This window comes from Actinobacillus vicugnae (assembly GCF_901687125.1).
Classification (GTDB): Bacteria; Pseudomonadota; Gammaproteobacteria; order Enterobacterales; family Pasteurellaceae; genus Actinobacillus; species Actinobacillus vicugnae.
Genome location: NZ_CABFJY010000047.1, coordinates 101376 through 128336 on the forward strand (window position 1 = coordinate 101376; position 26961 = coordinate 128336).

The window sequence follows — 26961 nt, forward strand, 5'->3', positions numbered from 1 at the left end:
AATGAGATTCCTTATTAAAATGGTATTTCTTTCCACTCTCTCTCAATCGGTTTGTTTGAGCCTTGATATTCGGGAATAAATAATTTCAAACCGATCATTCTTAACTCTTCATCTTTGCGTTTATAAGTATATTTACCCTCTAGATTTTGGTAAGGAGAAATACTCTCCCACTCTGTTTGTGGAAAATATAAAATAACTGAACCTTCAGCTTCTAATTCTACCTTTTCGGACAGGATAGGTTTACCTAAAATTATTCCATTAAATATAATCTCTTCAACTCGAATTTCATTAGCAATTTGCTCTGTCGTTAAAGAAGGGTGTTGCACTCTAAAAGTGTGTTTATCAATAGCACTAACTTGCACCTTATGACTAGATTTAAAATAGCGTTGCATCTCGATTTGATAAAAGTTATATGTATCTTTCTGAGATAACGAGCCACTTTTATAATCTAAAAGACTATCATCAAATTGTTTTAAAAAAGATTTTAACCGTTGCTCAGTCCAACCATATGCTTTTTCTGCATTACCCCAATAATTCTCACTATTCCCCCAAAAGCCATTTTTCATCCATGTCTCAATTGATTTCGGAGCTGATAAACCATAAATAATGCCCCCAATCACTAACACAACACCAATGCCTAGCACTAAATAAGCAACACCTGTTAAAGCGGTGTTAATTATCCCAGCTTTAGCACCATATAAAATACCCAATCCGCCAATGCCTGCTTCAACAGCAAGCCCTCCTGCTATTTTCATTCCTGAAGCACGCATGGAGATTCTATCGCCTTGATATTGTGCTTCATACCAAGAACCAAGTTCGATTAAGGCACCTATACCTGCAAATACGGTATTCGCATTTAAAATACCATTTTTAATTAAAGTCAGGTGCTGAGAAATCGTTGAGGCTTTTTGCATTTTGCCTAAGTCAAGCACGCCTTTTCCACTAACCGCTTTGTGCGCATTGGCGTTTAAATTGCTTAATGCCTCAGTAATGTTATGTTTTAGCCCACTTTCAGGGGCAAATTCTTGCGCAAACATCACTAAAACACCTGTAATTGGATTTTCCGCAATTTGTCCACCCGCAGTGGCTGCTGTGCTACTTTTACCGCCATTTAAAAAGAAATCGACAATCGGCTGATACCCGACTAATTTAGTTAACCCTAATGGTTTTTGAGACGTTTGGAATACTTGATAATTATCATTATCTAGCACTGGTACGGTGATTGACACGCGATAACGTTCACTTAGCTTTTTCGCATTCTTCGGTAAGTTTTTCCCATTATCGGTTTTTTGACGCAAATGTGAGATTGTTTCGCTCGTTTTAGGGTGTATCGCATAAATGTCTTCGATTGTTTGTCTTACCTGAATCGGTTTTCCCCTATTATGTTTGCTAAACTGTTGAGCATAGTATTTATCAATAACGATATTCACCACCAAATCAAATTTGACCATATCCATTTGGGCTGCTACTTTTGCTTTTTCTATGGAAGAAAAACCCGCTTCAAAATAAGACAAGCCCTTCTGGAGTATATTAATAACACTTTCCTCAGGTACGGCTGTGTCTTGAGGTAAGGCAGATACCCCTCCAGATAAGGCGGCAATTATGGCATTTTGTCCAATGGTTGAGTAATCTAATCCAAAGAATAAACCGTGCATAAGCAAACACCATGCTTCTGCTGTAAATTTATCTTTTTTCTGTTCTAATAATGAAAGAAGTCCCCTAATTTTCAGATTTGTGTTATTACTTGCAATAAGTTGAGTGTGCACGGATACCACATTTTTAAATGGTTTCCCATAACAATGCGTTACATTTGCCATTTTATTAATTGCATTTACACCTGGAATGTCGTTATCTAATAACAAGTCACTTTTCAATTTTGCAAAAATGTCTTGGTGGCTATTTTGGGAGAGATGTTGCTCATTTAGAAACGCCTTTTTATACTGATAAAATTCTGACAGCGTTAGTGGTTTTTGATGAATTTTCTCAGTAAATTCTTGAGGTGTCATACCTGTGAAGGTAGAAATTTGATTCTCCGTATAAAGTTGATGAGCCTTGCTTGCTGCCAATTTATTTTTATTATTGATAGCTTCATTTTGCACCACCAGCATTTTTTGCATATGCGCATCAATCACTTGCGCGGTCGTAATTGCATATTCATACTGTTTTAACACCGCTTTACGCTTGTTATCTAAATACACATGAAAATGCGCAAGGTCTCGCGTAGTGCCTACCATATCTTCTAAAGCGATGATTTCCCCTTTCTCGTTCCCTCGTGGGGTAATTGTCGGTACAAACCCCGTTGGTATACGCCCCACCGCTCCAAAACGATATTGATTACTTGGCTCCTCAATAACCAATTTTGTATCAGGTGCAAAATCCTTCACGCTTTCTTTCAGTGTCAGAATATCTACGGCATGACCACTTCTTAAGGTGACTTTTTTCATCCAATCCTTACGTGCGTTACTATCTGCCGATAATTTATTCAATAATGCAATAGGCAACGCAAAATCAGAGTATAAAATGTCAATTTCTTGAATCGCTTTATTCAGCATAATGCAGGGCGTTGAAAGCACATTTGCCGTCCAGTTTTGCGACAAATCACCATTTTCACAATGATATTGACGAAAATGATACGGCGCAGGTAATGCTGTGCTATTGGCTGAAATACTCTCTAGTTCAGGGGAGCGATAGCGATAAATATACCACGCCTTAGGACTGTCCGCTTTGGCGCTAATCGCACTTAAATCCTGTGGCGAGGAAATATCTGTCGCCAAGATATAAATATAACCGTCTCGCAAACGGCGTAAATCATAATCCGCATTAGCACGACCATCACTCGGCAAGGTGGGAACAGTACCTGCAGTCTCAATATTTTTAAACGCTTGCTCCGTTAATGCCAATCGAACAGGATATAAATAATAAAATTCCTGACATTCCTTGCAAATTGAATCTATGGGCTGGGCTTTAGGTTCAAAGGGGAGGTTGGTTGTCATTGTGTTCTATCTTACAAAATAAGCCAATAGCTTATTGGCACGCTCTGTTTCATTTGGGAATTGTTGTTCAATGCTTGCCTCAATAGAGACAAAATCTTCCCCTTTTTGCACCGCATTTTGTTTTGCCAGAGCGTAATACAATACCGAGGTTTCAAGCTGATAACCTTTTTTCTTACTGTCTTCTAAATAAGACAAAAATCTAGCTTTCTGTTGTTCTGAAACAATGTGAGGGTATTGCTTAATGGCGTAATCTGTTAAATTTTCTTTTAATTTTAACCACTTTTGATCTTTAAACCCATCCATTTCCCACTGAGTCATCATCACTGGGGCGGACTTGGTATCTTCTGGTAAGGCTTTGAGTTGATAATAATAAAAACTGTCCTCAAATCCTGCGCCAAAAGCATGAATAATGCGGTTGTCGAAGCCGAAGAATTTGCTTAATTTTTCAGGGCTGTTTGCAATGATGTTAAGGTAATTATGTAACACTTTCGGGTCGTAAAAACGAAAGAAAAACCATTTGCCATGCTCATCTTGTAGCACGGGGAATTTGCGCAAGTGGTTGAAAACGGTTTCAAAATCATGGCGTGAGTGAATAAAAATACCGAGATGTTCATGCCAATTGAGCTTAGTTAAGGCGTTTTCTTGGTGGAATAACCCCTGTAATTCGCTTTCAGTGCGGTAATCAGGATAAGGGTGAACTTCTACCAGATAAGGCGCAATAGCACGGGTTTCGTCGCCAAATTTGCCTTTAAATAAACTTTCCGTGCGACATTGGAAATCCTCTGGATGTAAGAATTTGTGCTTATTCGCATCCACAATAAAATAGCAATTTAGTGGGGGTAAGTCTTCACCAAAAAGTGCGGTGTCTTTTTCAGTGGTTTGGGGTCGGTTTCAGGCGGAGGAAAAACAGGCTGTTGCCACTGTTCCCAACCTTTGAGCATTCTGTCAGCAGGAATATCAAGATGCGGAAAAAGTAATTTGGCGATTTCATCAGGGGCAAATAATTTAGGGTGGCGACCAAATTGGCGGTCAAGCAAGGGGACTGGGGTAATATGGTGGCAAAGCAGATAGTTTTCATCATATTGGTGCGTAGGCTTTTCGGTAACCAGTTTTTCAATTTCCACCAAGCGTACTTCTTGCTTACCCAACCCTTTGGCATGATAGATTAATTCTACCATACCATGGCGTTGGAAAAAGGTTTCCGCAGGCAAAGGCGCAAGGGTTGGTTGAAAATGACTGCTTTGCACGTTATCCGCTTGCGCCATAAATGCTTCAAACTCCGCTTTATCTTGAGCAAACGCCAGCAGTGCTGCCACAATCTCTTGCTTGATTGGTGTTACATTACCATGATAATCTTTTTCTTGCTTAACAACTTGGCATTGACCAAGTTGAATCCAAAGTGAGCGCATTGTTTTTTCCTTTTATTACAATTAGATAAATACATCATATACTTTTTATTATTATAATAGCATAAGCCATAATTAGTTATGATTTGTTTCTATACGAAGGAATTAAAATTATGTGATAAGATCAACTTGCTTGCAAAGATAGAAAGCTCAATTTAAGTCAGAATGACTTAGCATTGCCTCGTGATGTAAGCTTATCTATGCTCTACACCATAACTATTCGGTGTGTTATTCGGTATTCGGAGCTTATAAAAACGCTTTGAGCTGACCTAAAAATTCAAAACGCCATTTTAATATTACGACCAATACAGCTTTTGCCTTTCACAAACTGTCTTTTGTTGATATCTTGGCAGCGATTTTACTTTTTGCGAATGAAGTCAAAGGTATTTCTGCTATAACAATGAGCCACCACTTAAACATCAACTATAAAACCGCTTTCGTGCTTTGCCATAAACTGCGTGAAGCTCTATTCAAAACCCGTGATTTAACTCCGTTACAAGGCGCTATTCACGAAGATGGGGCTTGGTTCAATTTCACTTTACACAAACCTAATTTCCGTAAGAAGAACTACAAACAACAGCAAAAAGCCGATAAAAAAGGAAGAAGATTTCTGAAATTTATACCGACCAAACGTTGTATAATTAGCCTTAATCAAAGGTCTAGCAATGATGAGCTATGGGGTTCAAACCGTACTATTGTCACTATGGATTACAACGAAAGTGCGAATACTGTTTTAGCGATGAATCATCATTTTGTTAAAACTGGTAGTGATATTATATGTGATGAAAATCCAGCTTATGCAGGTTTAGACTTCTATTACACATGCTGGGCAGTTAATCATCAAGAAGCATATAGCTTTCAAGGCATTAACAGCAATTTAGCAGAATCTTTCAATGCTCGCTTTCGTGATCCACATAGTGGTGTACATCACAAATGTGATAATAAATACACTTTGAGCTATGCCAATCAAGTTGCCTATATGTTGTCAGATAACCGTAGAAAGCCCAATAGTGAACTGCTCAATGATATTCTAAAACGCTGTTTATGGGTTCTACCATTAAGAGAATGGGTAGGTTATTAGGTAATCACCCTACACAAGAGATAATTGGTATGGATGCATTTAGCCTTAAAGAAGTTTCTCAAACGTATTTTAAATAATCTTAATGAAAAAATGAAGTACGAACAAGAGCTATTGGTGGCTTAGTTTAAACGCTTAATCAAAATTAAGGTCGTAACCCGCCTAATTCGCTTACCTTGCACAAGGCTAGGCGAATTTTCTACGTCTGAATTTCGAAAAATCTTGCTACAAAACAAAATTTTCCCTGAAAATAATATACAAGAAAGCCCTTGGTGATGTAAAAAATCATCAAGGGCTAATTTTTTAAATGGCGGTTTAGCTGAGTAGGGTTTTGTGCAACTGCTACATCATACTGTAACTTTACAAAATTCTTGGATTTACCCCTAAGCGCTCTTGAATAAAAAAGGAAAGCTAGTTGTTGTATATCAAGGCACCAACCAAAGAGAAGCAGAATGTACAAACAACTGGCTTACGAAGAGCGATTTCTTCGTCAAAGACAGAAAGTTAAACCCCAACAAATTAAGTTAACCCCTGATTTATGTCAAGTGATTGAAGCAAAATTACAGGCATAGTAGACAAAAAAGAGTGTAACCATAGGGCTACACTCTTTGCGTTTTCGGTTAGAACTTCATTTCTACGGCTACATTGAAATTACGTCCAGGGGCGGTGTAGAGCGCACTGTGTACTTTGCTCTGATTCACCGCGTTGATGGAAGATTGACGTACCGATTCCCAAGTGCTGTATCGGCGATTAAGCAAATTGTACACGCCCGCACGCAAGGTGATAGTGTCCTTGATAGTGTAATAGGCAGTTAAATCATAAGTGTACCATTTCGGTGCGGTTTCTTTGGTGGCGACAATGTCTTTACGTATGCCGAAAATGTTGAAGCCTCGCAATTCTTCGGCTTTTTTCGCTTTGGAATAGGTTGCCGTCAAATTGACACCCCACAGCTCATTCGGTGCATCATAGCCGATGCCAATGACATAACGCGCTGGTTGCAACGTATCTAAAATAGGTGACCGCACCACGGTGTAACCATCTTTCAATTGCTGATTTTTTGGTTTAATGCGGTTATACGCCAAGGTAGTGTACAATCCGTTCGGCAGGCTGTCGAACAGACCATGCCAATCCAATTTGCCCACCACATTGATACCTGAAAGGGTGATATTTTGCAAATTATGATAACCGTCCGCTTCGGTACCACCACCTTCTATCTTACGTCTTGCTGTAGTCACCAAATCTTTGTATTTATTATAGAAATAACTCACTTCAAGATAACCAGCACCACCAGAGAATGCGATCCCGAATTCTTGGTTGCTGGCTTTTTCCGATTTCAGTTCAGACACATGCTGTTTTTCGACACTAATGGAATTGTTGATATCCAAGCCACCGCGTCTGCCAAATAATTCATGGAATGACGGTACTCTAAAGCCACTTGAACGACGATAAGATAAAGTTAAATAGTCTGTTGGGCGAACGGCAAGACCCGCGTTCCAAGACCAATTGCGATAAGTGCCTTTGGCGGTGAACCGATCGTCTGATTTGAATTTATGTTTATCATAACGAACACCTAACCCCAAATCTACTTTGTCACCAAGTGCAATATGATCTCTGAAGGCGATAGATCGATTATAGCCTTTAATATGGCGATAAGAACAATCTTGTCTGTAAAATCCATTGCGACAAATTTCCGTACGTAAAATATTCACATTTCTGTAACGATAAATATAAGGATCATTTTTTTTCCCAGTACCTCTTATCTGTTCTACTAAAGAATCATATACATTAGCTTTAGGATTCGAACCACGTGCTTGTTCGGTGAAATAGTCATCATGTGTTAATGACGATTTAAAGCTATCTGCCCCAAATAACACATTCACTTTATGTGTACTTTCCGCCAGTTCAAACACCTTGTTCAGCGACACTTGCAATACATTATGATTTTCACGATATTTTAAACGTTCTGACAAATACGCCGATAAAATATTTGCTTTGCTCGCTCGGCAATTTTTATCAAAATGCGGATATGCCGAACAGCGTGTTTCATAATTATGTGTATTAATATCAATTTTTTGTCGGTCAAAACTGATATTAACCGCATCAAACCAACCGTTTTTCGGTGTGTATTTATACTCAATGCCATAACGGTTCTTATTATGATGTTCATCGAAATAATAACCGCGCGTATAGGCTGGAGTGGGATAAACAGGAAATTGGTATAACGCTAAACCCGTCAAAATATTTTTACCAGAATACGCACCTTGAGTAAGTGTTTTTCCGCTGTCTCCACTACTAATTTCCGAAGGCTGAATATAAGATGGGCGAGTTTTATCTTGAAGGTCATATTTTTGCTTCGTATTTTCCAACACAAATCCAATATAATTTGCATCATCAAAATGATAACCGAGTTTAGCTAACCAAGATTTAGATTTATAATCCATAGGATTCGGCATTGTACGCTTTCCTCCTGTGTAATCAGAAGCACTTACTTTTTCAGTAATATGCCGCATACTATCATATTGTGCCTGTTCTTTTGCCGTATAAGGCGGAAGAGTACGAGGAGTAGACGGAGTTGGTGTACGTTGAGTCAGCTTTGCACCAGGTTTTGGCTCGCAGTTCAGTGACGGACATTCGTCCTTTAAAATAAACCAGTTATGATCGAAAACCGCTTCCCTTTGGTTTTTCTTATTATCCAAATCATAAGGCTCCGTAAAAGCACCTACACGCGTGATGGACTGTTGCTGATCGATGGCGTTGCGATGAACCTTGGTTTCATGTCCCGTTCTATGGGTATATTGCAGCAAACCTTCAAACCCGTTGCTTTTACCCGCGATCGCAAGGCTGTTGACGAATTGCCGATTTTTGCTGCTATACGCATTTTTCGTATTAATTCCCCAATTTTTGCCGTTCTTAATTACATCATCGACTTCTTTGGTACGGAAACTCACCGCGCCACCCAATGCACCGCTGCCGTATTCCGAAGAAGCCGCTCCCTTGGTGATTTCAACGGAACGCACGTTTTCGTATTCGATCTCATTAATCGCTCCACTGTTAGCATTTGAGTGCTCGGTGACATAAGATTGCGTTTGCACCAAGCCGTCCACTTGCAAGCCGACACGGTTACGATCCACCCCGCGAATCGAATAACCGCTGGTGGCTCCCCTCCCTTGTTCCACCACCGAAATACCAGGATCGTAGCGTGTTAGATCGCGAATATTCAGGATTTGTTGCTTGTTAATATCCTTGGCAGTTTTCACCACCTTGCCCAATCCTGTAATTTCCGTGTTTTTGCGATTAGCATTGTAATCGCCTTTCACGTCAATAGTATCCAAAATAGTCGTCTGCTGATTGTCAGTTTTGCCAACACCATAGACCTGCCCTGCTGATGCCGACAAGATCGCCAAACAAACGGTGGTGAGATTGAATTGGGTTTGTTTTTTGATTGATAAAACGTTTTGGTTCTTTAAGTCAAAACCAGCTTTGTTGTCACAGCGCTTTGCATTCAGCGCCGTCTTCAAAACTGATATAGGCTTAATAACATGTGTCATGATTTACGCTCCATATAATATTGTTATTACGTTCCAGACTGCCATTACAGCAATGAACGTTACTGCAATTGATTATTAACCATTTAACAATGATTCTCATTATTATTAATGGAAAGCACATTGTAATTTGAAATTTACATGTTTGCAAATACTTGCACTATTGACAAATAACTTAATAAACAATACAAACAGAGGGAGGAAGGGAGCGTATGCCAAAAATAGCTTTTGTATTCGCGGCTGAATTCGTAGTCCACAGCAAAGGTGGCTTGCGCAATGTTGTGCAGCTGGCGAATTACACATTTTGCCTCGCTTAAGAGATGGGCTTTGAAGATTTCGGTATGTTTATTACTACGGCAACACAGCTACAAGACGGAGGGAAAGCCTTTTATGGTTAGCACTTGCTATTCAAGCCAGTTTTGATGGTATAGAAGTTCACGGAGCAAATGGCTGTTTAATTCAACAGTTTTATTTTGGACATTCTAATCGCCGTAATGGCGGATGGAGTGGTTCAAGAGAAAAACAAATGTGTTTTCCATTGGCAGTGATTGGCTTCTCGCCAGAAGGAATCGCTTAAAGAGATGACTATTCAATAATGACATGGCTCAAGCCATTGTAGATATTGATATAAAACTAGGGTGTAGGGTAGCAACTGCAACTAACTTAAAAACGTTAGCCACAGTTGCTACAAAAAAATGCCTGTGTAACTGCTACATAATTTTGAAAATTATGCAAAATTACACCGCTTATTCGATTTTAATTATAAGCCTGCGCCAGCGCGTAATGCTTCCGCTTTATCTGTTTGTTCCCAAGGGAAATGTTCACGACCAAAGTGACCGTAAGCTGATGTTTCACGGTAGATCGGGCGGATTAAATCTAACATTTTGATTAAGCCGTACGGACGTAAGTCAAAGTTTTGGTAGATTAATTTTACTAATGTTTCGTTTGAAACTTTACCCGTACCAAACGTTTCCACCATAATTGACGTTGGATCTGCTACACCGATTGCATAAGAAAGTTGAATTTCACAACGATCAGCTAAACCTGCCGCTACAATATTTTTCGCTACATAACGTGCCGCATATGCTGCTGAGCGGTCCACTTTTGATGGATCTTTACCAGAGAATGCACCACCACCGTGACGCGCTGCACCACCGTAGGTATCTACGATAATTTTACGACCTGTTAAACCACAGTCGCCCATTGGACCACCAATGACAAAACGACCTGTTGGGTTAATAAAGTATTTAGTATTTTGGCTTAACCATTCGCTTGGTAATACTGGTTTGATGATTTCTTCCATTACACCTTCGACTAAATCTTCTTGTGAAACGTGTTCAGCGTGTTGCGTTGAAAGTACTACCGCATCAATCCCAACAATTTTGTTATTTTCATAAGCAAAAGTTAATTGGCTTTTTGCATCAGGGCGTAACCAATCTAATTTACCTGATTTACGCACTTTCGCTTGCTGTTCCATTAAGCGGTGAGCGTAAGTAATCGGCGCTGGCATTAATACATCGGTTTCATTGGTTGCATAACCGAACATAATACCTTGGTCGCCCGCACCTTGCTCTAACGGATCTGCACGGTCTACGCCTTGATTAATATCTGGTGATTGTTTACCAATCGCATTTAATACCGCACAAGAATGCGCATCAAAGCCCATATCTGAGTGAGTATAACCAATATCGCAAATGACTTGACGGGTTAAATTCTCAATATCCACCCACGCTGAAGTAGTAATCTCACCGCCCACTAACGCCATACCTGTTTTTACATAAGTCTCACAAGCCACACGAGCTTTCGGGTCTTGTTTTAAAATTTCATCTAATACCGCATCCGAAATTTGGTCTGCAATTTTATCTGGATGCCCTTCTGATACTGATTCTGAAGTAAATAAATTAATCGCCATTGTTATTACCTTTGGTTGTTGTTTTTGTATAAGGAGCTTTTGCCTCTAACTGAAATTTACAAGCGGTCAAAAATTACAAACTATTTGCAAAATTCGACCGCTTATATTAAATTCTTTTGGAAGTTTTTCCATCTAGACGTCTATAATATATTTTTTGAACATCTAAGGCAAACTATTTTTCAATTCCATTTCTTAAAAAATCATTGATTAGGACACAATATGACTATCACAATTTTAGACGGTGGTATGAGCCGTGAATTAATGCGTTTAAATGCGCCGTTTAAACAGCCAGAATGGTCGGCATTGTCATTGTATGAAAAGCCGTCTGCGGTGCAACAGGTGCATGAAGACTTTATCGCTCATGGTGCAGAAGTAATCACAACCAATAGTTATGCGGTGGTGCCGTTTCACATTGGTGAACAACGTTTTAGTGCAGACGCTAAAATGCTTGCCGATTTAGCGGGGCGTCTTGCTAAGCAAGCGGTCAAAAATAGTGGAAAATGTGTAAAAATTGCGGGTTCTTTGCCTCCGATGTTTGGCTCTTATCGTGCAGATTTAATTCAAGCGGATCGCTTTGCTGAGATTGCGCAACCGATTATTGATGGACTTGCGCCTTATGTAGATATTTGGTTATGTGAAACGCAAAGCGCAATTATAGAGCCGACTTCCATTAAACCATTATTACCAAAAGATAATCGTCCATTTTGGGTCTCTTTTACTTTAACCGATGTTGAGCCAACACCTGAACCGCAATTACGTTCTGGCGAAAGTGTGAAACAAGCGGTCGAAAAAATGGTTGAACTTGGTGTGGATGCAATTTTATTTAATTGCTGTCAGCCTGAAGTGATTGAACAAGCCCTCAATATTACGCAACGAGTATTGGCTGGACATCATGCAAATCATATCCAAACAGGCGCTTATGCCAATGCGTTTGCCCCACAGCCAAAAGATGCCGCCGCTAATGATGGTTTAGATGAGGTGCGTAAAGATTTAGATCCTGAAGCCTATCTCACTTGGGCAAAAAAATGGACAGCGCAAGGGGCAACTATTGTTGGTGGTTGCTGTGGTATTGGCGTTGAATATATCAACACTCTTGCAAACAAATTAAAATAACCTAATAAGCGATCGAATTTCATCATTTTTTTGCAAAAAATTGAGGAAGTTTGAGCGCTTGTCGTAAACATAACATCAATAAGGACAATTATGTCAAATAAGAAAATTGGATTACTTTCCTTAACGGCACTAGTACTAAGCTCGATGATTGGCTCTGGTATTTTTAGTCTTCCACAAAATATGGCGGCAGTTGCAGGCGGTGAAGCGCTGATTCTCGGCTGGATTATTACGGGTATAGGGATTATTTTCCTCGGGCTTTCATTTTTCTTTATTTCTCGCCTCCGCCCTGATTTAGACGGCGGGATTTACACCTACGCCCGTGAAGGCTTCGGCGATTTAGTCGGTTTTTTATCCGCTTGGGGGTATTGGCTCTGTGCAACCATCGGTATTGTCGGCTATTTAGTCGTCGCATTTGAAGGGATTGGTTCTTTTACGGATTCAGACTCAACAATTATTTTTGGACAAGGTAATACGCTCGCTTCATTTATTGGTGCTTCGATTATCGTTTGGCTTGTTCACGCTCTCGTAGCAAGCGGGGTCAAAGAAGCCGCAACGGTAAACCTTGTCGCAACCTTTGTGAAAATTTTCCCGCTTGTGTTATTTATTGGTTTGGCAATTTGGTATTTTAAAGGCGAAACCTTTAACCAAGATCTGCAAGGTTCCGCACTAAATAATAGCGTGTCTGAACAAGTGAAAAATACCATGTTAATTACCCTTTGGGTGTTTACAGGGGTTGAAGGTGCTTCGGTATTATCCGCGCATGCGAAAAAGAAAGGTGATGTTGGCGTTGCAACTGTATTGGGTATTTTAATTGCGCTTACATTATATATTGCGATTACCGTCCTTTCACTTGGTATTTTGCCACGTGAAACAATTGCAACGATGTCGAATCCGTCTATGGCTGGCTTATTAGAAAGTATGATTGGCGCAAGCGGTAAGATTTTAATTACTTTTTGCTTAATTGTGTCGGTACTTGCTTCTTACGTGAGCTGGACAATGTATTCAGCAGAAGTACCTTATCGTGGTGCGAAAAACGGTGCATTTCCTAAAATTTTAGATAAATTAAATGCGAATGAAGTACCAATCAATTCTCTTTGGTTTACAGGTTTTGTGGTGCAATTATGCTTATTCCTTGTACTTTTAACAGGTAAAAGCTATAACGCATTATTGCTGATTTCAACCTCAATGATTTTGGTACCTTATTTCTTAATTGGTGCATATTTATTGAAATTGTCGTTCCAAAAAAATTCGGTATGGTACATTAAGCTGACAGGTTTGATTGCTTCGGTGTATGGCTTGTGGATTGTCTATGCAGCTGGTTTAGATTATTTATTATTATCGGTATTACTTTATGTGCCAGGTATTGCGCTATTTCTTTATTCACGCTACCAATACCAAGGAAAGGCATTTAATTTAAAAACCTTTGAAAAAGGCCTACTAATAGCAATAGGTCTATTATTTATTTGGGCACTCTACAATAGTTTCACCAATGTAGATTGGGGTTAAAAAAATCAATCCTCTAATGTTTCAACATTAGGGGATTTTTTATTTTTATGCTAGATTATGCAGTTTGTGTGAATAACAATTATAAGGACATTGCATGTCAACGGGCAAAATTGGTCTCTTTTCTTTAACCGCATTAGTGCTTAGCTCAATGATTGGTTCTGGTATTTTTAGCCTTCCACAAAATATGGCGGAAGTTGCAGGCGCTCAAGCATTATTAATCGGCTGGTTAATTACAGGGGTTGGCATTATTTTCTTGGGCTTATCCTTCTTTTTCCTTTCCCGAATCAAACCCGAACTCGAAGGCGGAATTTATACCTATGCTCGTGAAGGCTTTGGTGATTTTGTCGGTGGCGTTTCTGCGTGGGGGTATTGGCTTTGTACCGCAATCGGTAGTGTTGGCTACTTAGTCGTGGCTTTCGAGGGGATTGGGACTTTTGTTGATGGCCAAAATCTAACCCTCTTTGGTCAAGGTAATACGCTCGCTTCAATTTTAGGCGCGTCTGCAATTGTTTGGCTAATTCACCATTTAATTGCACGAGGGATTCGAGAAGCAGCTTACGTTAACTTAATTGCCACAATTGTAAAAACCTTACCGCTGTTCTTATTTGTTGGCTTAGCGATTTGGTTCTTTTCACCTGAACAATTCTCGCAAGATTTTAGTGGTATCAAGTTAGGCGAAAGCACGTTAGATCAAGTAAAAAGTACCATGCTCATTACACTATGGGTATTTGTTGGGGTAGAAGGTGCTTCTGTGCTTTCTGCACACGCCAAAAAGAAAAGTGATGTTGGGCTAGCAACCATTCTCGGTATTTTAATTACATTAGTGCTATATGTCGCGATCACGGTGCTTTCGTTAGGTGTTTTGCCTCGTGAAGTGGTTGCAACTATGCCAAATCCATCAATGGCAGGCTTAATGGAACATATGGTTGGTGCAAGCGGTAAGATTTTAATTACTTTTTGCTTAATTGTATCAGTGTTAGCTTCTTATATGAGCTGGACAATGTTTTCATCAGAAATCCCATATCAAGCAGCGAAAACCAAAGTATTCCCTAAATTATTAAATCGTACCAATATTAATGGCACACCAATTGCAGGATTATGGCTCACAAGTATTACCATTCAAATTAGCTTATTGCTTGTTTTATTTACAGGCAAGGGCTACAGTATGTTAATTCAGCTTTCAACCACAATGATTTTAGTGCCTTATTTCTTAGTTGGCGCTTACTTATTTAAAGTGGCGATAAAGCAAAACGAAGCTTGGTATATTAAGCTTACTGGTGCATTAGCATCGCTTTATGGATTATGGATCGTATATGCAGCAGGTTTAGATTATTTGCTTCTCTCTGCTGTACTTTATATGCCAGGTGTGATTTTATTTTTCTATGCACGCTATAAACATAGTGGAAAATTGAGCCTAAGCAAGTCAGAACAAGGCTTGTTTGCAATCATTAGCCTCTTATTTATTGCTGCAATTTATACGCTTGTTACTCAATAATTCAGGAACAAAAATGAAAACAGCATTTGCTGGAAAAGCGGTCGCTTTTCTCCAAATTTTTGCAAATAAGATTGTTGAAATTTCACGCCAATTACAAGAATTTTTTACAAATGGCTCTTTTGGCGTTGCGGTTTATCCGTTTTTCATGCACCCAATTATGCGAGGAAGCGCCCGTTTTATTGTCATTTTATTAGCAGTACTGCTTTCTTTTATCGGGGTGTTCTACTTATTTGCCGAATTTGTGGTGAACTTATTTAGTGAATCTTCCGTAATTAGCTATTTCCGCCACACTGTGCTTGAATTGCTTGTGCCATTCGGTAGTGTCGCTGAGGGCAAGCCAAATTATTTTTCACCGCTTTCACACGTAATGAGTGCGGTATTTAATTTACAAGGCTTGGGATTTACGATTGCATATCTTGCAGTGATTGTGCAGCTGTCTCGTCGTAAATATTGGTTATTAGCGCTGATCTTCGCGGTATTTTTCAGCATTGGTATGGGGCTAATACCTACCTCACAAGCTAAAATCACCGCGGGTGGTTTGCAGAATTTAGGTGCAAGCCTCACTTATCTATTCGGTAATTTAGCGATTATCCTCGCAGGGATTGATATCGTCAAACCACAGCTTGAATGGCTACGCCGTTTTAGTCTTCAAGCAGGAGCAGTCGGTGTTTTATGTATTTTGGTAACGATCTTCCTGCCAAATATGCTTACACCAATTCTTGAGCGACTAGCGATTTATGCTGTAATGATTTGGGAAATAGTCGCAGGTATCGCCCTGTTAAAACGTAAACCATAACAATAACGAAAAGAGAAAAACTATGCCAAACACAAAATTTATCGAACGTTATAGCCACTTAATTGCTATTCCAACTATTTCCAGTTTAGAAGTGGCTGAAGACCAATCCAATAAACCACTGATCGAATTATTAGCTACATGGCTTGCGGATTTTGGCTTTAAAACGGAGATTATTCGCGTTGAAGGAAGCCGAGACAAATATAATTTACTAGCCACTTATGGTGAAGGTGAAGGCGGTTTGTTGTTAGCAGGACATACTGATACTGTGCCCTTTGATGAAGGTAAATGGACATTTGATCCTTTTTCTCTTACCGAAAAAGATGGCAAATTCTATGGCTTAGGTACTGCCGATATGAAAGGCTTTTTTGCTTTTATTGTAGATATTGTTAGCCAAATTGATCTGACTAAATTAACTAAGCCTCTACGCATTTTAGCCACTGCCGATGAAGAAACCACCATGCTAGGTGCTCGTACTTTTGCTCGGCACACACACATTCGCCCAGACTGTGCGATTATTGGTGAGCCAACCTCGCTCAAACCAATTAGAGCACATAAAGGTCATCTCGGTGAAGCGGTCAGAATTATAGGAAAAAGTGGGCATTCTAGCGATCCAGATCGTGGTATAAATGCAATTGAATTAATACATCAAGCCACAGGTTATTTAATGAATATGCGTAATCAATTACGTGAAAAATATCACAATAGTCTGTTTAAAGTACCTTACCCAACAATGAATTTCGGCAATATTCACGGCGGTGATGCAATTAATCGAATTTGCGCTTGCTGTGAACTACAATTTGATATGCGCCCTTTGCCAAATCTGCCTGTCGAAGATTTATATGCAATGGTGAATGAAAACCTGAAACCCATGTTAGAACAATATGGCGATCTAATTGAAATTCGTCATTTACATGACGGTATTCCTGGCTATGAGTGTGAGCACTCTGCACAAGTGGTGCAAGTGGTAGAAAAGCTGTTAGGCGAAAAATGCGATGCGGTAAATTACTGTACTGAAGCGCCATTTATCCAACAGCTTTGCCCTACGTTGGTATTAGGCCCAGGTTCAATTGAACAAGCGCACCAGCCCGATGAATTTTTAGAAGCTAAATTTATCGAACCAACCCGAGAATTACTCAGTAAACTAATTCATCACTTTTGCTTATAAATGATAAAAAATGACCGCTTGCTACATAACAAGCGGTCATTTTGGCTCTATATTTTGCGCTTCCTTGCGCCCCTTCCAACAACGGGACAAACGATTATTTCGTAGTAGGGGCCTCAATAGCCGTTTGGGCATATCCTCTATTAGAAGTTGATTCCAAAACCTGCAAATAACACCACTGGATCAAGTTTTAATTTCACTTCATGCTTCGCACCTAACGCATCAAATTTTGCTGTTGTTTTGATACGGGTATACCACGCAGCAGCGTTGAAATAAATTTTATCGGTCAGTTTTACATCCAAACCTAAATTTGCTACTGGCGCAAATGAATGTTTTTTCACTTCTAAATTCGTTACAGCCGAATGTGTTGATTTCGCATTAAAGAAACGAGTGTAATTTAAGCCCGCACCAACATAGGGACGAAATGTTGAATTTGCATCACCAAAGTAATATTGAGCATATAAGCTTGGAGGTAATTGTTTAACGATCGCTACACGACCTAAACCTGATGCTACACCTAACGCTGGTACATTTGCATTGATTTTATGTGAAAATGGCGTTGCACCTAAAAGCTCTACAGCAACGTTATCGGTAAACATATAAGTTGCTGTTAATCCTAGTTGCTGATTATTTTTCACTTTTAAATCAACTTGAATCGGTGTTTTAGTAGTTGATTCTGAATTTGCATTTACTCTTACTACCCCAGCACGCAGTAAAACATCGCCTGCTTGATGCGCCATTGCTTGCCCTGCCATTAGTGCCCCGCCAAGCATCGCTGCCAACGCTACTTTTTTCATATTTCCCCCAAATTTGTTGTAATTGAAAATAAAAAGGTAACCAATCTGTTACCTTGATAACATTTTAAGAACAGTTTAGATAACTTTTATTGACAAAAATCAAAAAAAATAAAAACACATACCTACAACTAGGTATTTATTTCTTTTTTGTGATCTTTTTCACATTTTTACTTGAAATAAATTAGCCTAACTCCATTTAATAAAACGTTGCAATAAGCGTAAAACTTATGTGATCCAGATTAATTAAATTTAGGAGCAAAAATATGAATTTTGAAAAAATTACAACCAAACTGCAAGAAGCGCTTGCGGAAGCACAATCATTAGCCATTGGAAAAGATAATAATTATATTGAGCCTGCACATTTACTCTATACATTAGTAAAACAATCAGACGGATCTATCGCACCGTTATTTACCGCGCTCAATGTACAACCACAACAAATATTAAGTGAATTAGAAACAATTTTAAACCGATTACCAACCGTCTCTGGTGGTACGACACAGCCATCACAACAACTGATTCGCCTATTAAATCAATGCGATAAATTAGCGCAGCAATTCGGTGATAGCTTTATTTCATCAGAATTATTTGTTCTTGCTGCCCTTGATGATAATGGCGATATTGGCAAATTATTAAAACAATTTGGCTTAACTAAAGAGAAAGTAAGCACGGCAATTAGCCAAATTCGAGGAGGAGAAACCGTGAAAAATCAAAACGCAGAAGAAACCAGACAAGCACTACAAAAATATACGATTGATCTTACTGAACGAGCTAAAGCAGGTAAATTAGATCCTGTGATCGGGCGAGATGAAGAAATTCGCCGCGCGGTGCAAGTTTTACAACGCCGTACCAAAAATAATCCTGTATTAATTGGTGAACCTGGTGTAGGTAAAACCGCTATTGTGGAAGGTTTGGCACAGCGTATTGTTAATGGTGAAGTGCCTGAAGGTTTGAAAGGTAAACGTGTGTTATCACTGGATATGGGCGCATTAATTGCTGGGGCAAAATATCGTGGTGAATTTGAAGAGCGCTTAAAAGCGGTACTAAATGAATTGGCGAAAGAAGAAGGACAAGTCATTCTATTTATTGATGAAATTCATACAATGGTTGGTGCGGGTAAAACCGACGGCGCAATGGATGCAGGCAATCTACTCAAACCATCACTCGCACGAGGTGAGTTACACTGCGTGGGTGCAACAACATTAGATGAATATCGCCAATACATTGAAAAAGATGCAGCACTTGAACGTCGTTTCCAAAAAGTATTGGTAGATGAACCAACCGTTGAAGACACAATTGCAATTTTACGTGGCTTAAAAGAGCGCTATGAAATTCATCACCATGTACAAATTACCGATCCTGCAATCGTTGCAGCAGCAACGCTTTCGCACCGTTATATTTCTGATCGCCAATTACCAGATAAAGCGATTGATTTAATTGATGAAGCAGCGTCTAGCTTACGTATGGAAATTGACTCAAAACCAGAACCGCTTGATAAACTTGAGCGCCGCATTATCCAACTTAAATTAGAACGCCAAGCGTTACAAAAAGAAGAAGATGAAGCAAGCCAGCAGCGCCTTGCAAAATTAGACGAAGAATTAACCGCTCGTGAACGTGAATATTCTGAATTGGAAGAAGTTTGGAAAGCCGAGAAATCTGCGTTACTCGGCACACAACATATCAAGACTGAATTAGAAAACGCACGTATTGAAATGGATCAAGCGCGCCGTGAAAACAATTTTGAGAAAATGTCAGAATTACAATACGGTAAAATTCCAGCCCTTGAAAAACAACTTCAAGAAGCAAGCAAACGTGAAGAAGAAGGCGGAGAAAATCAATTACTTCGCACTAAAGTCACCGATGAAGAAATCGCTGAAGTACTCTCTCGTGCGACTGGCATTCCTGTTTCAAAAATGATGGAAGGCGAAAAAGAAAAATTACTACGTATGGAAGAAGTATTACATAGCCGTGTAATCGGACAAAATGAAGCGGTGGAAGCGGTAGCAAATGCGATTCGTCGTAGCCGTGCGGGGCTTTCTGATCCAAATCGCCCAATTGGTTCGTTCTTGTTCCTTGGCCCAACTGGGGTGGGTAAAACCGAATTATGTAAAACGCTAGCCAACTTCTTATTTGACGATCCTGATGCGATGGTGCGCATTGATATGTCAGAGTTTATGGAAAAACACAGCGTTTCTCGCCTTGTTGGTGCGCCTCCAGGTTATGTGGGCTATGAAGAAGGTGGCTATTTAACTGAAGCAGTTCGCCGTCGTCCATATTCCGTTGTGTTACTTGATGAAGTGGAAAAGGCACATCCTGATGTGTTCAACATTTTATTACAAGTGTTAGATGATGGTCGTTTAACCGATGGGCAAGGTCGTACAGTGGATTTCCGTAACACGGTGGTGATTATGACTTCAAATCTTGGCTCACATTTGATTCAAGAGAATGCGCATAAAAGCTATGATGCGGTGAAAACCATGGTAATGGAAGTGGTAGGACAACACTTCCGCCCTGAATTTATCAACCGTATTGATGAAACGGTGATGTTCCATTCACTAGGTCAAGAGCATATTCGTGCGATTGCTCGTATTCAGCTACAACGCCTTATCGTTCGTCTTGCAGAGCGTGGCTATCAGGTAACGGTAACCGATGCAGCATTGGATCACATCGGTAAAGCAGGCTTTGACCCGTTATTCGGCGCAAGACCGCTCAAACGTGCGATTCAGCAAGAGCTTGAAAATCCACTCGCACAACAGATCCTAAGCGGTAAATTATTACCAAATAGCCCTGTTGTTGTGGATTATCAAAACGATCAATTAATGATTAACAACAGCTAATTCCCATGAACAAGCGGTCGAATTTGCAGAAAATTTTGCAAATTAGCCCGCTTTTATTTATGAAGCTTGACGATTAATCCACCACACTAAGGACAACATAACGGGCACTTCAACCAATACTCCAACAACGGTTGCTAAGGCGGCTCCCGAATGTAATCCAAAGAGCGAAATCGCTACTGCAACCGCTAATTCAAAGAAATTGCTCGTACCAATCAAACAAGCGGGGGCGGCAATTTCTTTTGGTAGCTTTAACCATTTCGAAAATAAATGGCTTAAAAAGAAAATACCGTACGTTTGAGCCAATAACGGAATCGCAATCAGCACAATAATAAGCGGATTGGCAAGAATCGTTTCCGCTTGGAATGCAAATAACAGAACAACCGTTAAGATTAACCCAAGCACTGAAAACGGTTTTAATTTGCTACCGAATTGAGTAATAGAGCGGTTAGATTTCAATAAAATTTTGCGAGTAATGCTTCCTGCAACCAACGGTAATACGACATAAAGTAATGTGCTATATAACAAGGTTTCCCAAGGAATCGTAATATCACTGACCCCCAATAAAAAGCCAGCAATCGGTGCAAACGCAAAAATCATAATAATATCGTTTACCGATACTTGTACCAACGTATAATTCGGATCACCTTTGACCAATTGCGACCAAACAAATACCATTGCGGTACAAGGTGCAACACCGAGTAGAATCATACCGGCGATATATTCCTGCGCAGTCTGAGCATCCACCCATGAAGCAAATAAAAAGCGGAAAAACAGCCAGCCGATTAATGCCATCGTAAACGGTTTAATAAACCAATTTACCACTATCGTCATGGCTAACCCTTTAGGTTTTTTGCCGACATCTTTAATAGCAGACCAATCAATCTGAATCATCATTGGATAAATCATTAACCAAATCAGTAAGGCTACCGGTAGATTAATATGTGCGATTTCCAATAATGCGACTTTTTCAACCACTTGCGGAAAAGCAATACCTAACAGCACACCGGCAGCAATCGCCAGTGCCACCCAAATTGTTAAAAAACGTTCGAAAATGCCCATGTTTCTTTCTTCCTTAATGTTTAAAAATAATATCGATATCTTCAGATTTATCGTGTACCCCAAACTTATCAATAAGTGTTTGGCTTGCTTCATTTAAACCGAATATTTCAACTTCAATACCCGCCTTACGATATTTAAGTACGACTTTATCCAAAGCGGCTATCCCTGTAACATCCCAAAAGTGTGCATGAGTTAAGTCAATGCTTACTTGTTTTACATGAGCGTTGTCATAAGCAAAACTATTGATAAAATCATCAGACGATGCAAAAAACACTTGCCCGATAACACCATAAGCAAGCACAGCATCATTGTCGGTCGGGAGTGGCTTAATCACCATATAACGTCCAATCTTATTCGCAAAGAAAAGGGCGGCAAGTAATACACCTGCAAATACACCTAGTGCTAAATTATGGGTATAAACCACAACGGATACGGTTACTAACATCACCACGTTAAAGCCAATCGGATGTGTTTTTAACTCCTTAATCGATTGCCAATTAAAAGTACCGATAGACACCATGATCATCACTGAAACTAATACCGGCATAGGAATAATTTTCAGAATGTCGGCTAAGAAAACCACCATTATCAATAAATAAATACCAGCTAAGAATGTTGAGAGTCGGGTTCTTCCGCCTGATTTCACATTAATAACGGATTGACCAATCATCGCGCAGCCAGCCATGCCGCCCATAAAACCACTTATAATATTGGCAATGCCTTGCCCTTTACATTCACGATTTTTATCACTTTCCGTTTCTGTCATTTCATCGACAATGGTTGCGGTCATTAATGATTCAAGTAAACCTACCGCAGCAAGGCTCAATGAGTAAGGCAAAATGATGAGTAACGTATCAAGATTCAGCGGAATATTTGGTAATAAAAATACGGGCAAACTATCTGGTAATTGCCCCATATCCCCAATAGTACGTACATCAATCCCCATAAAATGGCTTATTAGTGTCAGTAATACAATTGCAACTAACGGTGATGGCACGATTTTTCCGATTTTAGGCACATAAGGGAAAAGATATATAATCCCCAACCCTGCCGCCACCAAAGCATAAGTGTGCCAAGTCACATTCGTTAATTCTGGTAACTGAGCGAGAAAAATCAGAATCGCTAAGGCATTCACAAAGCCCACAACGACAGCGTGTGCGACAAAACGCATCAGTGCCCCCAATTTAAACAAGCCGGCAATGATTTGAATAACACCGGTTAAAATCGTGGCAGCTAATAAATACTCCAATCCATGACTTTTAACTAAAGATGCCATAACCAATGCCATCGCTCCGGTCGCTGCTGAGATCATTGCTGGTCTGCCACCGGTAAAACTAATCACGACAGCAATACAAAAAGAGGCATATAAACCGACTTTAGGATCAATTCCCGCAATAATCGAAAAAGCAATCGCTTCCGGAATCAATGCCAGAGCGACTACAATTCCGGACAGCGAATCCGCGCGAATATTAGAAAACCATTGTTGTTTTAAAGTTTGTTGCATGAAAATTATTACCTCATATTTACCTTTTATTATTGGATCACTTCACCATCTTCTTTTGTGAATGGGGTCTGTAATGGAATTGGAGAAATGTCTAAAAATTTTTCAGAAGGGCGACAAAGTTTCACGCCTTTACTCGTTACTACTATCGGACGATTAATTAAAATCGGTTCGGCAAGCATAGCAGCAATCAGTTCATCATCCGTCAATTCAGTACGGCTTAAGTTTAATGCTTCATAAGGCGGAACGTTAGTGCGTAACAGTTCTCGAACACTGATACCCATCCCTGAAATTAAATAACGTAACGTTGCTTCATCAGGTGGGGTTTCAAGGTAATGAATCACTGTCGGTTCAATTCCGAAATGGCGAATTAATGCCAACGTATTACGTGATGTTCCACATTTCGGATTATGATAAATTGTGATTTGTTCCATATTTTCTCCAATATTTCAATATTTGTTGAAGTGTTAAGTGAAAAAATTTTGTGGAATTATCCACAAAATTTGCAATTCGAATCATCACTTTCTTTACAACAATTGGTTGTCAGAAAAGCAACGAGATCCACCATTAACGGTAAATTTGCATAATAATGTACAAATTTTCCTGTTTGCTGGCTATGAATTAACCCTGCTGAAGTCAGTGTTTTTAGATGAAAGGAAAGATTATTCGGTGCAATATCCAGCTGTTTTGCTAAGTCTCCAGCAATCATACCATTGCTTCCTTGTGCAGCCAGTACTTGAAAAATTTGTAAGCGTACTGATGATCTAAGTGTACCGAATAATTGGCTTGCGTGTTCTATGTTCATAATCAATATTGTACTGAGTTAAATTATATATTTCAATAATTATTGAAATATCTGCATAAAAATAAGCGGTCGAATTTTACAAATTTTTTGCAAAACTCAACCGCTTTATTAGAAATGACTACTCTTCTTCAGTAAATTTTGCCGCTTTATAAGTCGGGTTCATGAGGTTTTCAACGGAAAGAATATCGTCTAATTGCGCTTCGGTGAGTAAGCCTCGTTCTAACACCACTTCGCGTACGCCTCTACCAGTTGTTGCACAGATTTTACCGACAATATCACCGTTATGGTGACCGATAAACGGATTGAGATAAGTAACGATACCGATTGAGTTAAACACGAAGTTTTCACAAATTTCTTTGTTCACTGTGATACCGTCAATACATTTATCACGTAAATTCACACAAGCGTTGGCAAGAATCTCAATAGATTCAAACATCGCTTGTCCGATAACCGGTTCCATTACGTTTAATTGTAATTGCCCTGCTTCCGCCGCAAAAGTAACGGTTGTGTCATTACCTATCACTTTAAAACACACTTGGTTCACTACTTCTGGCACAACAGGGTTTACTTTTGCTGGCATAATTGAAGAACCCGCTTGTAATTCGGGCAGATTAATTTCATTTAAACCAGCGCGAGGACCTGATGAAAGTAAACGTAAGTCGTTACATACTTTTGAAAGTTTTACAGCAGAGCGTTTTAATGCACCATGCATCATGACATAAGCGCCACAATCTGAAGTTGCTTCAATTAAGTTATCGGATAGCACGCAAGGCAAACCTGTAACTTCTGCCAAATGTTTTACTGCTAATGCTGAATAACCCTCAGGGGTATTTAAACCTGTACCGATTGCGGTTGCCCCTAAATTCACTTCTAATAATAGTTTTGCAGTACGTTTTAGATTACGAACCTCTTCTTCTAACAACACGGCAAACGCTTTAAATTCTTGTCCAACCGTCATTGGCACCGCATCTTGCAACTGAGTGCGTCCCATTTTTAAAATATCTTTAAATTCATCCGCTTTGGCTTCAAAGCCTTTTTGCAAATAACGCACTTTCTTAATTAAATGCAAAATACTGTTATACACTGCTATACGGAAGCCCGTTGGGTAAGCATCGTTGGTTGATTGACTAGCATTAACGTGATCCATTGGATCGACAATCTGATATTGCCCTTTTTGATGACCAAGAATTTCAAGGGCTAAATTTGCCACCACTTCATTAGTATTCATATTCACTGAAGTGCCTGCGCCACCTTGGTAAACATCTGAAGGAAACTGATCCATACAGCGACCTTTTACTAAGATCTCATCGCAAGCTTCTACAATCGCTTTTGCTACTTTTTTCGGAATAGCACCCAATTCACCATTCGCTAATGCGGTCGCTTTTTTCACCATTACCATACCACGTACAAACTCAGGCACATCTGAGATGGTATTTTTAGAAATATTAAAATTCTCAACCGCTCTTAGCGTATGGATCCCCCAATAAGCATCTGCAGGAACTTCTCTTTCACCTAATAAATCCACTTCAATACGTACGTTATTCATATACTCTCCTCAAAAATAATAGTTATTAAATTTATGAGAGATCATAACGATTTAGTATAAAAAGAAATGTGATCTAAGTCATATTTCAAACAAGAGCTAATAGGATATAAATTGAGGATTCAGATTAGAAATTCTAATACCTGAATATGTAGAAATAGTAAAACAGAGGCAAGCAGATAACCCAGAAAAAGCAAGCCACGATTACCGCCGCATGAAATTGCCAGTGTTTAGTTTTATGACGAATATATTTCATCGCTAAAAAAGTGCCAACAAAACCACCAGAAAAACAGAGGAAAAATAAATTGGATTCAGAAATCCGCCAAGTCTTTGCCAGCGATCTTTGCTTATCGCTATACATCAAATAAAAGCTGGCTAAATTAATTACCATAAAATAAATTAAAAGAGAAATAAACATACAAAAAACCTATAAAAAAGACCGCTTGTAGTATATCCACAAACGGTCTAATTTTTTATTTTTTTGCAAATTATTTTTTATTATTTGCTATATATAAACCGATAAGAACCACTAAAATACCTATAATTTCTTTTAACGAAAGATTTTCGTTAAAAATGAAATATGCATATATCGCAGAAATAATTGGCTGAGTTAAAACTAATAACGATGTATAGCTCGCCTTAACTTTTCCCAAACAGTAACTTAATGCTCCTTGCCCTAAAATTTGAGATAATAATGCTAAACCAATTAGGGGATAAAAATCATTAAATGTATAAGGAATATACACTCCTTCTAATAATAAAGATACGGGTAAGAGCATAATTAAACATCCAATACTTGCATAACTCATGAGATAAATAGTAGAAACTTTACTCCTAAGTTTATATACAGTTACGATAAATAGTCCATAAAATATAGAGGTTAAGATAGCTAATCCATCTCCCTTAAAATTTTCAACTGTCGGGTTGATTTTCCCTCCCATTAATACAAAAATCCCTATAAGAATAATCCCTCCACCTATTAAAAATTCTTTTGATACCTTTTCCTTATAAATAAAGTATAAAACAGGTACTACAGTAAATGGAACTAAATTAGCTAATAGGTTCGCATTTGCAACTGTTGTATATGAAAAAGAAATATTCCATAAAATAAGATCTAAAGCTAAAAAAGTCCCTGTACCAATAGCAATAATCTTTTCTGTTGAACTCATTTCATATTTATCATTACTATATTTAGATAATAGAAAGAATATGGGCAATGAAAATAAAACCCTATACATTCCTGTTGTTATTGGTGGAAACTGACTTAACTTGACAAAAATACCACCTAAAGCTAAACAGCAGATTGATAATAATACAAATAATATATAACGATTCATTTTTATTTCCCTAAAATATAATTATCATTTCGCTCATAACTGAAATAAAAGCTAACCCCATTCCCATATTTCCACC

The 26961-nt window shown here is 39.0% G+C and carries 19 protein-coding genes and 2 pseudogenes; 8 read left to right on the forward strand and 13 right to left on the reverse strand.

From position 1 onward, the window contains the following. Positions 1-14: 14 nt before the first annotated feature. The 3 genes from F8M47_RS10450 to F8M47_RS10460 are packed head-to-tail and all read right to left on the reverse strand — an operon-like array spanning position 15 to position 4402. Positions 15-2993 (reverse strand): toxin VasX, encoded by a 2979-nt coding sequence (locus tag F8M47_RS10450; RefSeq protein WP_150540017.1) that lies wholly within the window; start codon positions 2991-2993, stop codon positions 15-17. 6 nt (positions 2994-2999) lie between these two features. Next, on the reverse strand, positions 3000-3809 hold the full coding sequence (locus F8M47_RS10455) for a DUF4123 domain-containing protein (protein WP_167509619.1): 810 nt from the start codon (positions 3807-3809) through the stop codon (positions 3000-3002). Between the two features lie 14 nt (positions 3810-3823). Continuing rightward, the gene (locus tag F8M47_RS10460) at positions 3824-4402 is read right to left on the reverse strand and encodes a hypothetical protein (protein ID WP_150540019.1); all 579 of its coding nucleotides are present in this window, start codon (positions 4400-4402) and stop codon (positions 3824-3826) included. 268 nt (positions 4403-4670) lie between these two features. Between F8M47_RS10460 and F8M47_RS10465 the strand changes: the two are divergent. After that, a pseudogene (locus F8M47_RS10465) lies at positions 4671-5603 on the forward strand (IS1595 family transposase); the annotation flags it as partial. A 494-nt stretch (positions 5604-6097) separates the two neighbouring features. Here the strand turns inward: F8M47_RS10465 and F8M47_RS10470 are convergent. After that, on the reverse strand, positions 6098-9025 hold the full coding sequence (locus F8M47_RS10470; RefSeq protein ID WP_150540020.1) for a lactoferrin/transferrin family TonB-dependent receptor: 2928 nt from the start codon (positions 9023-9025) through the stop codon (positions 6098-6100). Between the two features lie 397 nt (positions 9026-9422). Between F8M47_RS10470 and F8M47_RS10475 the strand changes: the two are divergent. After that, positions 9423-9572: pseudogene (locus F8M47_RS10475) on the forward strand (oxidoreductase); the annotation flags it as partial. A gap of 210 nt (positions 9573-9782) precedes the next feature. On the opposite strand, the gene metK reads toward F8M47_RS10475, so the two are convergent. Next, entirely contained in the window at positions 9783-10934 is a 1152-nt protein-coding gene (metK, locus tag F8M47_RS10480) for a methionine adenosyltransferase (RefSeq protein ID WP_150540021.1), read from the reverse strand. 219 nt (positions 10935-11153) lie between these two features. Between metK and F8M47_RS10485 the strand changes: the two genes are divergently transcribed. The 5 genes from F8M47_RS10485 (at position 11154) to argE (ending at position 17009) form a co-directional block, all read left to right on the forward strand. Then, on the forward strand, positions 11154-12047 hold the full coding sequence (locus F8M47_RS10485; RefSeq protein WP_150540022.1) for a homocysteine S-methyltransferase family protein: 894 nt from the start codon (positions 11154-11156) through the stop codon (positions 12045-12047). Positions 12048-12137: 90 nt separating this feature from the next. Further along, entirely contained in the window at positions 12138-13553 is a 1416-nt protein-coding gene (locus tag F8M47_RS10490; RefSeq protein WP_150540023.1) for a basic amino acid/polyamine antiporter, read from the forward strand. 94 nt (positions 13554-13647) lie between these two features. Beyond that, positions 13648-15048 (forward strand): basic amino acid/polyamine antiporter, encoded by a 1401-nt coding sequence (locus F8M47_RS10495; protein ID WP_150540024.1) that lies wholly within the window; start codon positions 13648-13650, stop codon positions 15046-15048. A gap of 13 nt (positions 15049-15061) precedes the next feature. Continuing rightward, positions 15062-15844, forward strand: coding sequence for a permease (locus tag F8M47_RS10500; RefSeq protein ID WP_150540025.1), 783 nt, complete (start codon positions 15062-15064; stop codon positions 15842-15844). Between the two features lie 22 nt (positions 15845-15866). Continuing rightward, a complete protein-coding gene (argE, locus tag F8M47_RS10505) occupies positions 15867-17009 on the forward strand; it encodes an acetylornithine deacetylase (protein ID WP_150540026.1) in 1143 nt (380 codons plus the stop codon). A 140-nt stretch (positions 17010-17149) separates the two neighbouring features. Here argE and F8M47_RS10510 read toward each other — a convergent pair whose 3' ends face one another. Beyond that, the gene (locus F8M47_RS10510; protein WP_150540027.1) at positions 17150-17803 is read right to left on the reverse strand and encodes an OmpW/AlkL family protein; all 654 of its coding nucleotides are present in this window, start codon (positions 17801-17803) and stop codon (positions 17150-17152) included. A gap of 263 nt (positions 17804-18066) precedes the next feature. Here F8M47_RS10510 and clpB point away from each other — a divergent pair, with 263 nt between their 5' ends. Further along, positions 18067-20640 (forward strand): ATP-dependent chaperone ClpB, encoded by a 2574-nt coding sequence (gene clpB, locus F8M47_RS10515; RefSeq protein ID WP_150540028.1) that lies wholly within the window; start codon positions 18067-18069, stop codon positions 20638-20640. A 57-nt stretch (positions 20641-20697) separates the two neighbouring features. On the opposite strand, the gene arsB is transcribed toward clpB, so the two are convergent. From arsB to F8M47_RS10550, 7 genes are all read right to left on the reverse strand, one after another. Then, a complete protein-coding gene (arsB, locus tag F8M47_RS10520) occupies positions 20698-21699 on the reverse strand; it encodes an ACR3 family arsenite efflux transporter (protein ID WP_150540029.1) in 1002 nt (333 codons plus the stop codon). Between the two features lie 13 nt (positions 21700-21712). After that, on the reverse strand, positions 21713-23203 hold the full coding sequence (locus tag F8M47_RS10525; protein WP_150540030.1) for a SulP family inorganic anion transporter: 1491 nt from the start codon (positions 23201-23203) through the stop codon (positions 21713-21715). A gap of 29 nt (positions 23204-23232) precedes the next feature. After that, complete coding sequence (arsC, locus tag F8M47_RS10530) at positions 23233-23634, reverse strand: arsenate reductase (glutaredoxin) (RefSeq protein WP_150540031.1); 402 nt, start codon at positions 23632-23634, stop codon at positions 23233-23235. 56 nt (positions 23635-23690) lie between these two features. After that, complete coding sequence (locus F8M47_RS10535) at positions 23691-24005, reverse strand: ArsR/SmtB family transcription factor (protein ID WP_150540032.1); 315 nt, start codon at positions 24003-24005, stop codon at positions 23691-23693. Between the two features lie 118 nt (positions 24006-24123). Continuing rightward, positions 24124-25551 (reverse strand): aspartate ammonia-lyase, encoded by a 1428-nt coding sequence (aspA, locus tag F8M47_RS10540; protein WP_150540033.1) that lies wholly within the window; start codon positions 25549-25551, stop codon positions 24124-24126. A gap of 133 nt (positions 25552-25684) precedes the next feature. Continuing rightward, a complete protein-coding gene (locus F8M47_RS10545) occupies positions 25685-25966 on the reverse strand; it encodes a DUF1294 domain-containing protein (RefSeq protein WP_150540034.1) in 282 nt (93 codons plus the stop codon). Between the two features lie 70 nt (positions 25967-26036). Further along, entirely contained in the window at positions 26037-26885 is an 849-nt protein-coding gene (locus F8M47_RS10550; protein ID WP_150540035.1) for a DMT family transporter, read from the reverse strand. Between the last annotated feature and the right edge of the window lie 76 nt (positions 26886-26961).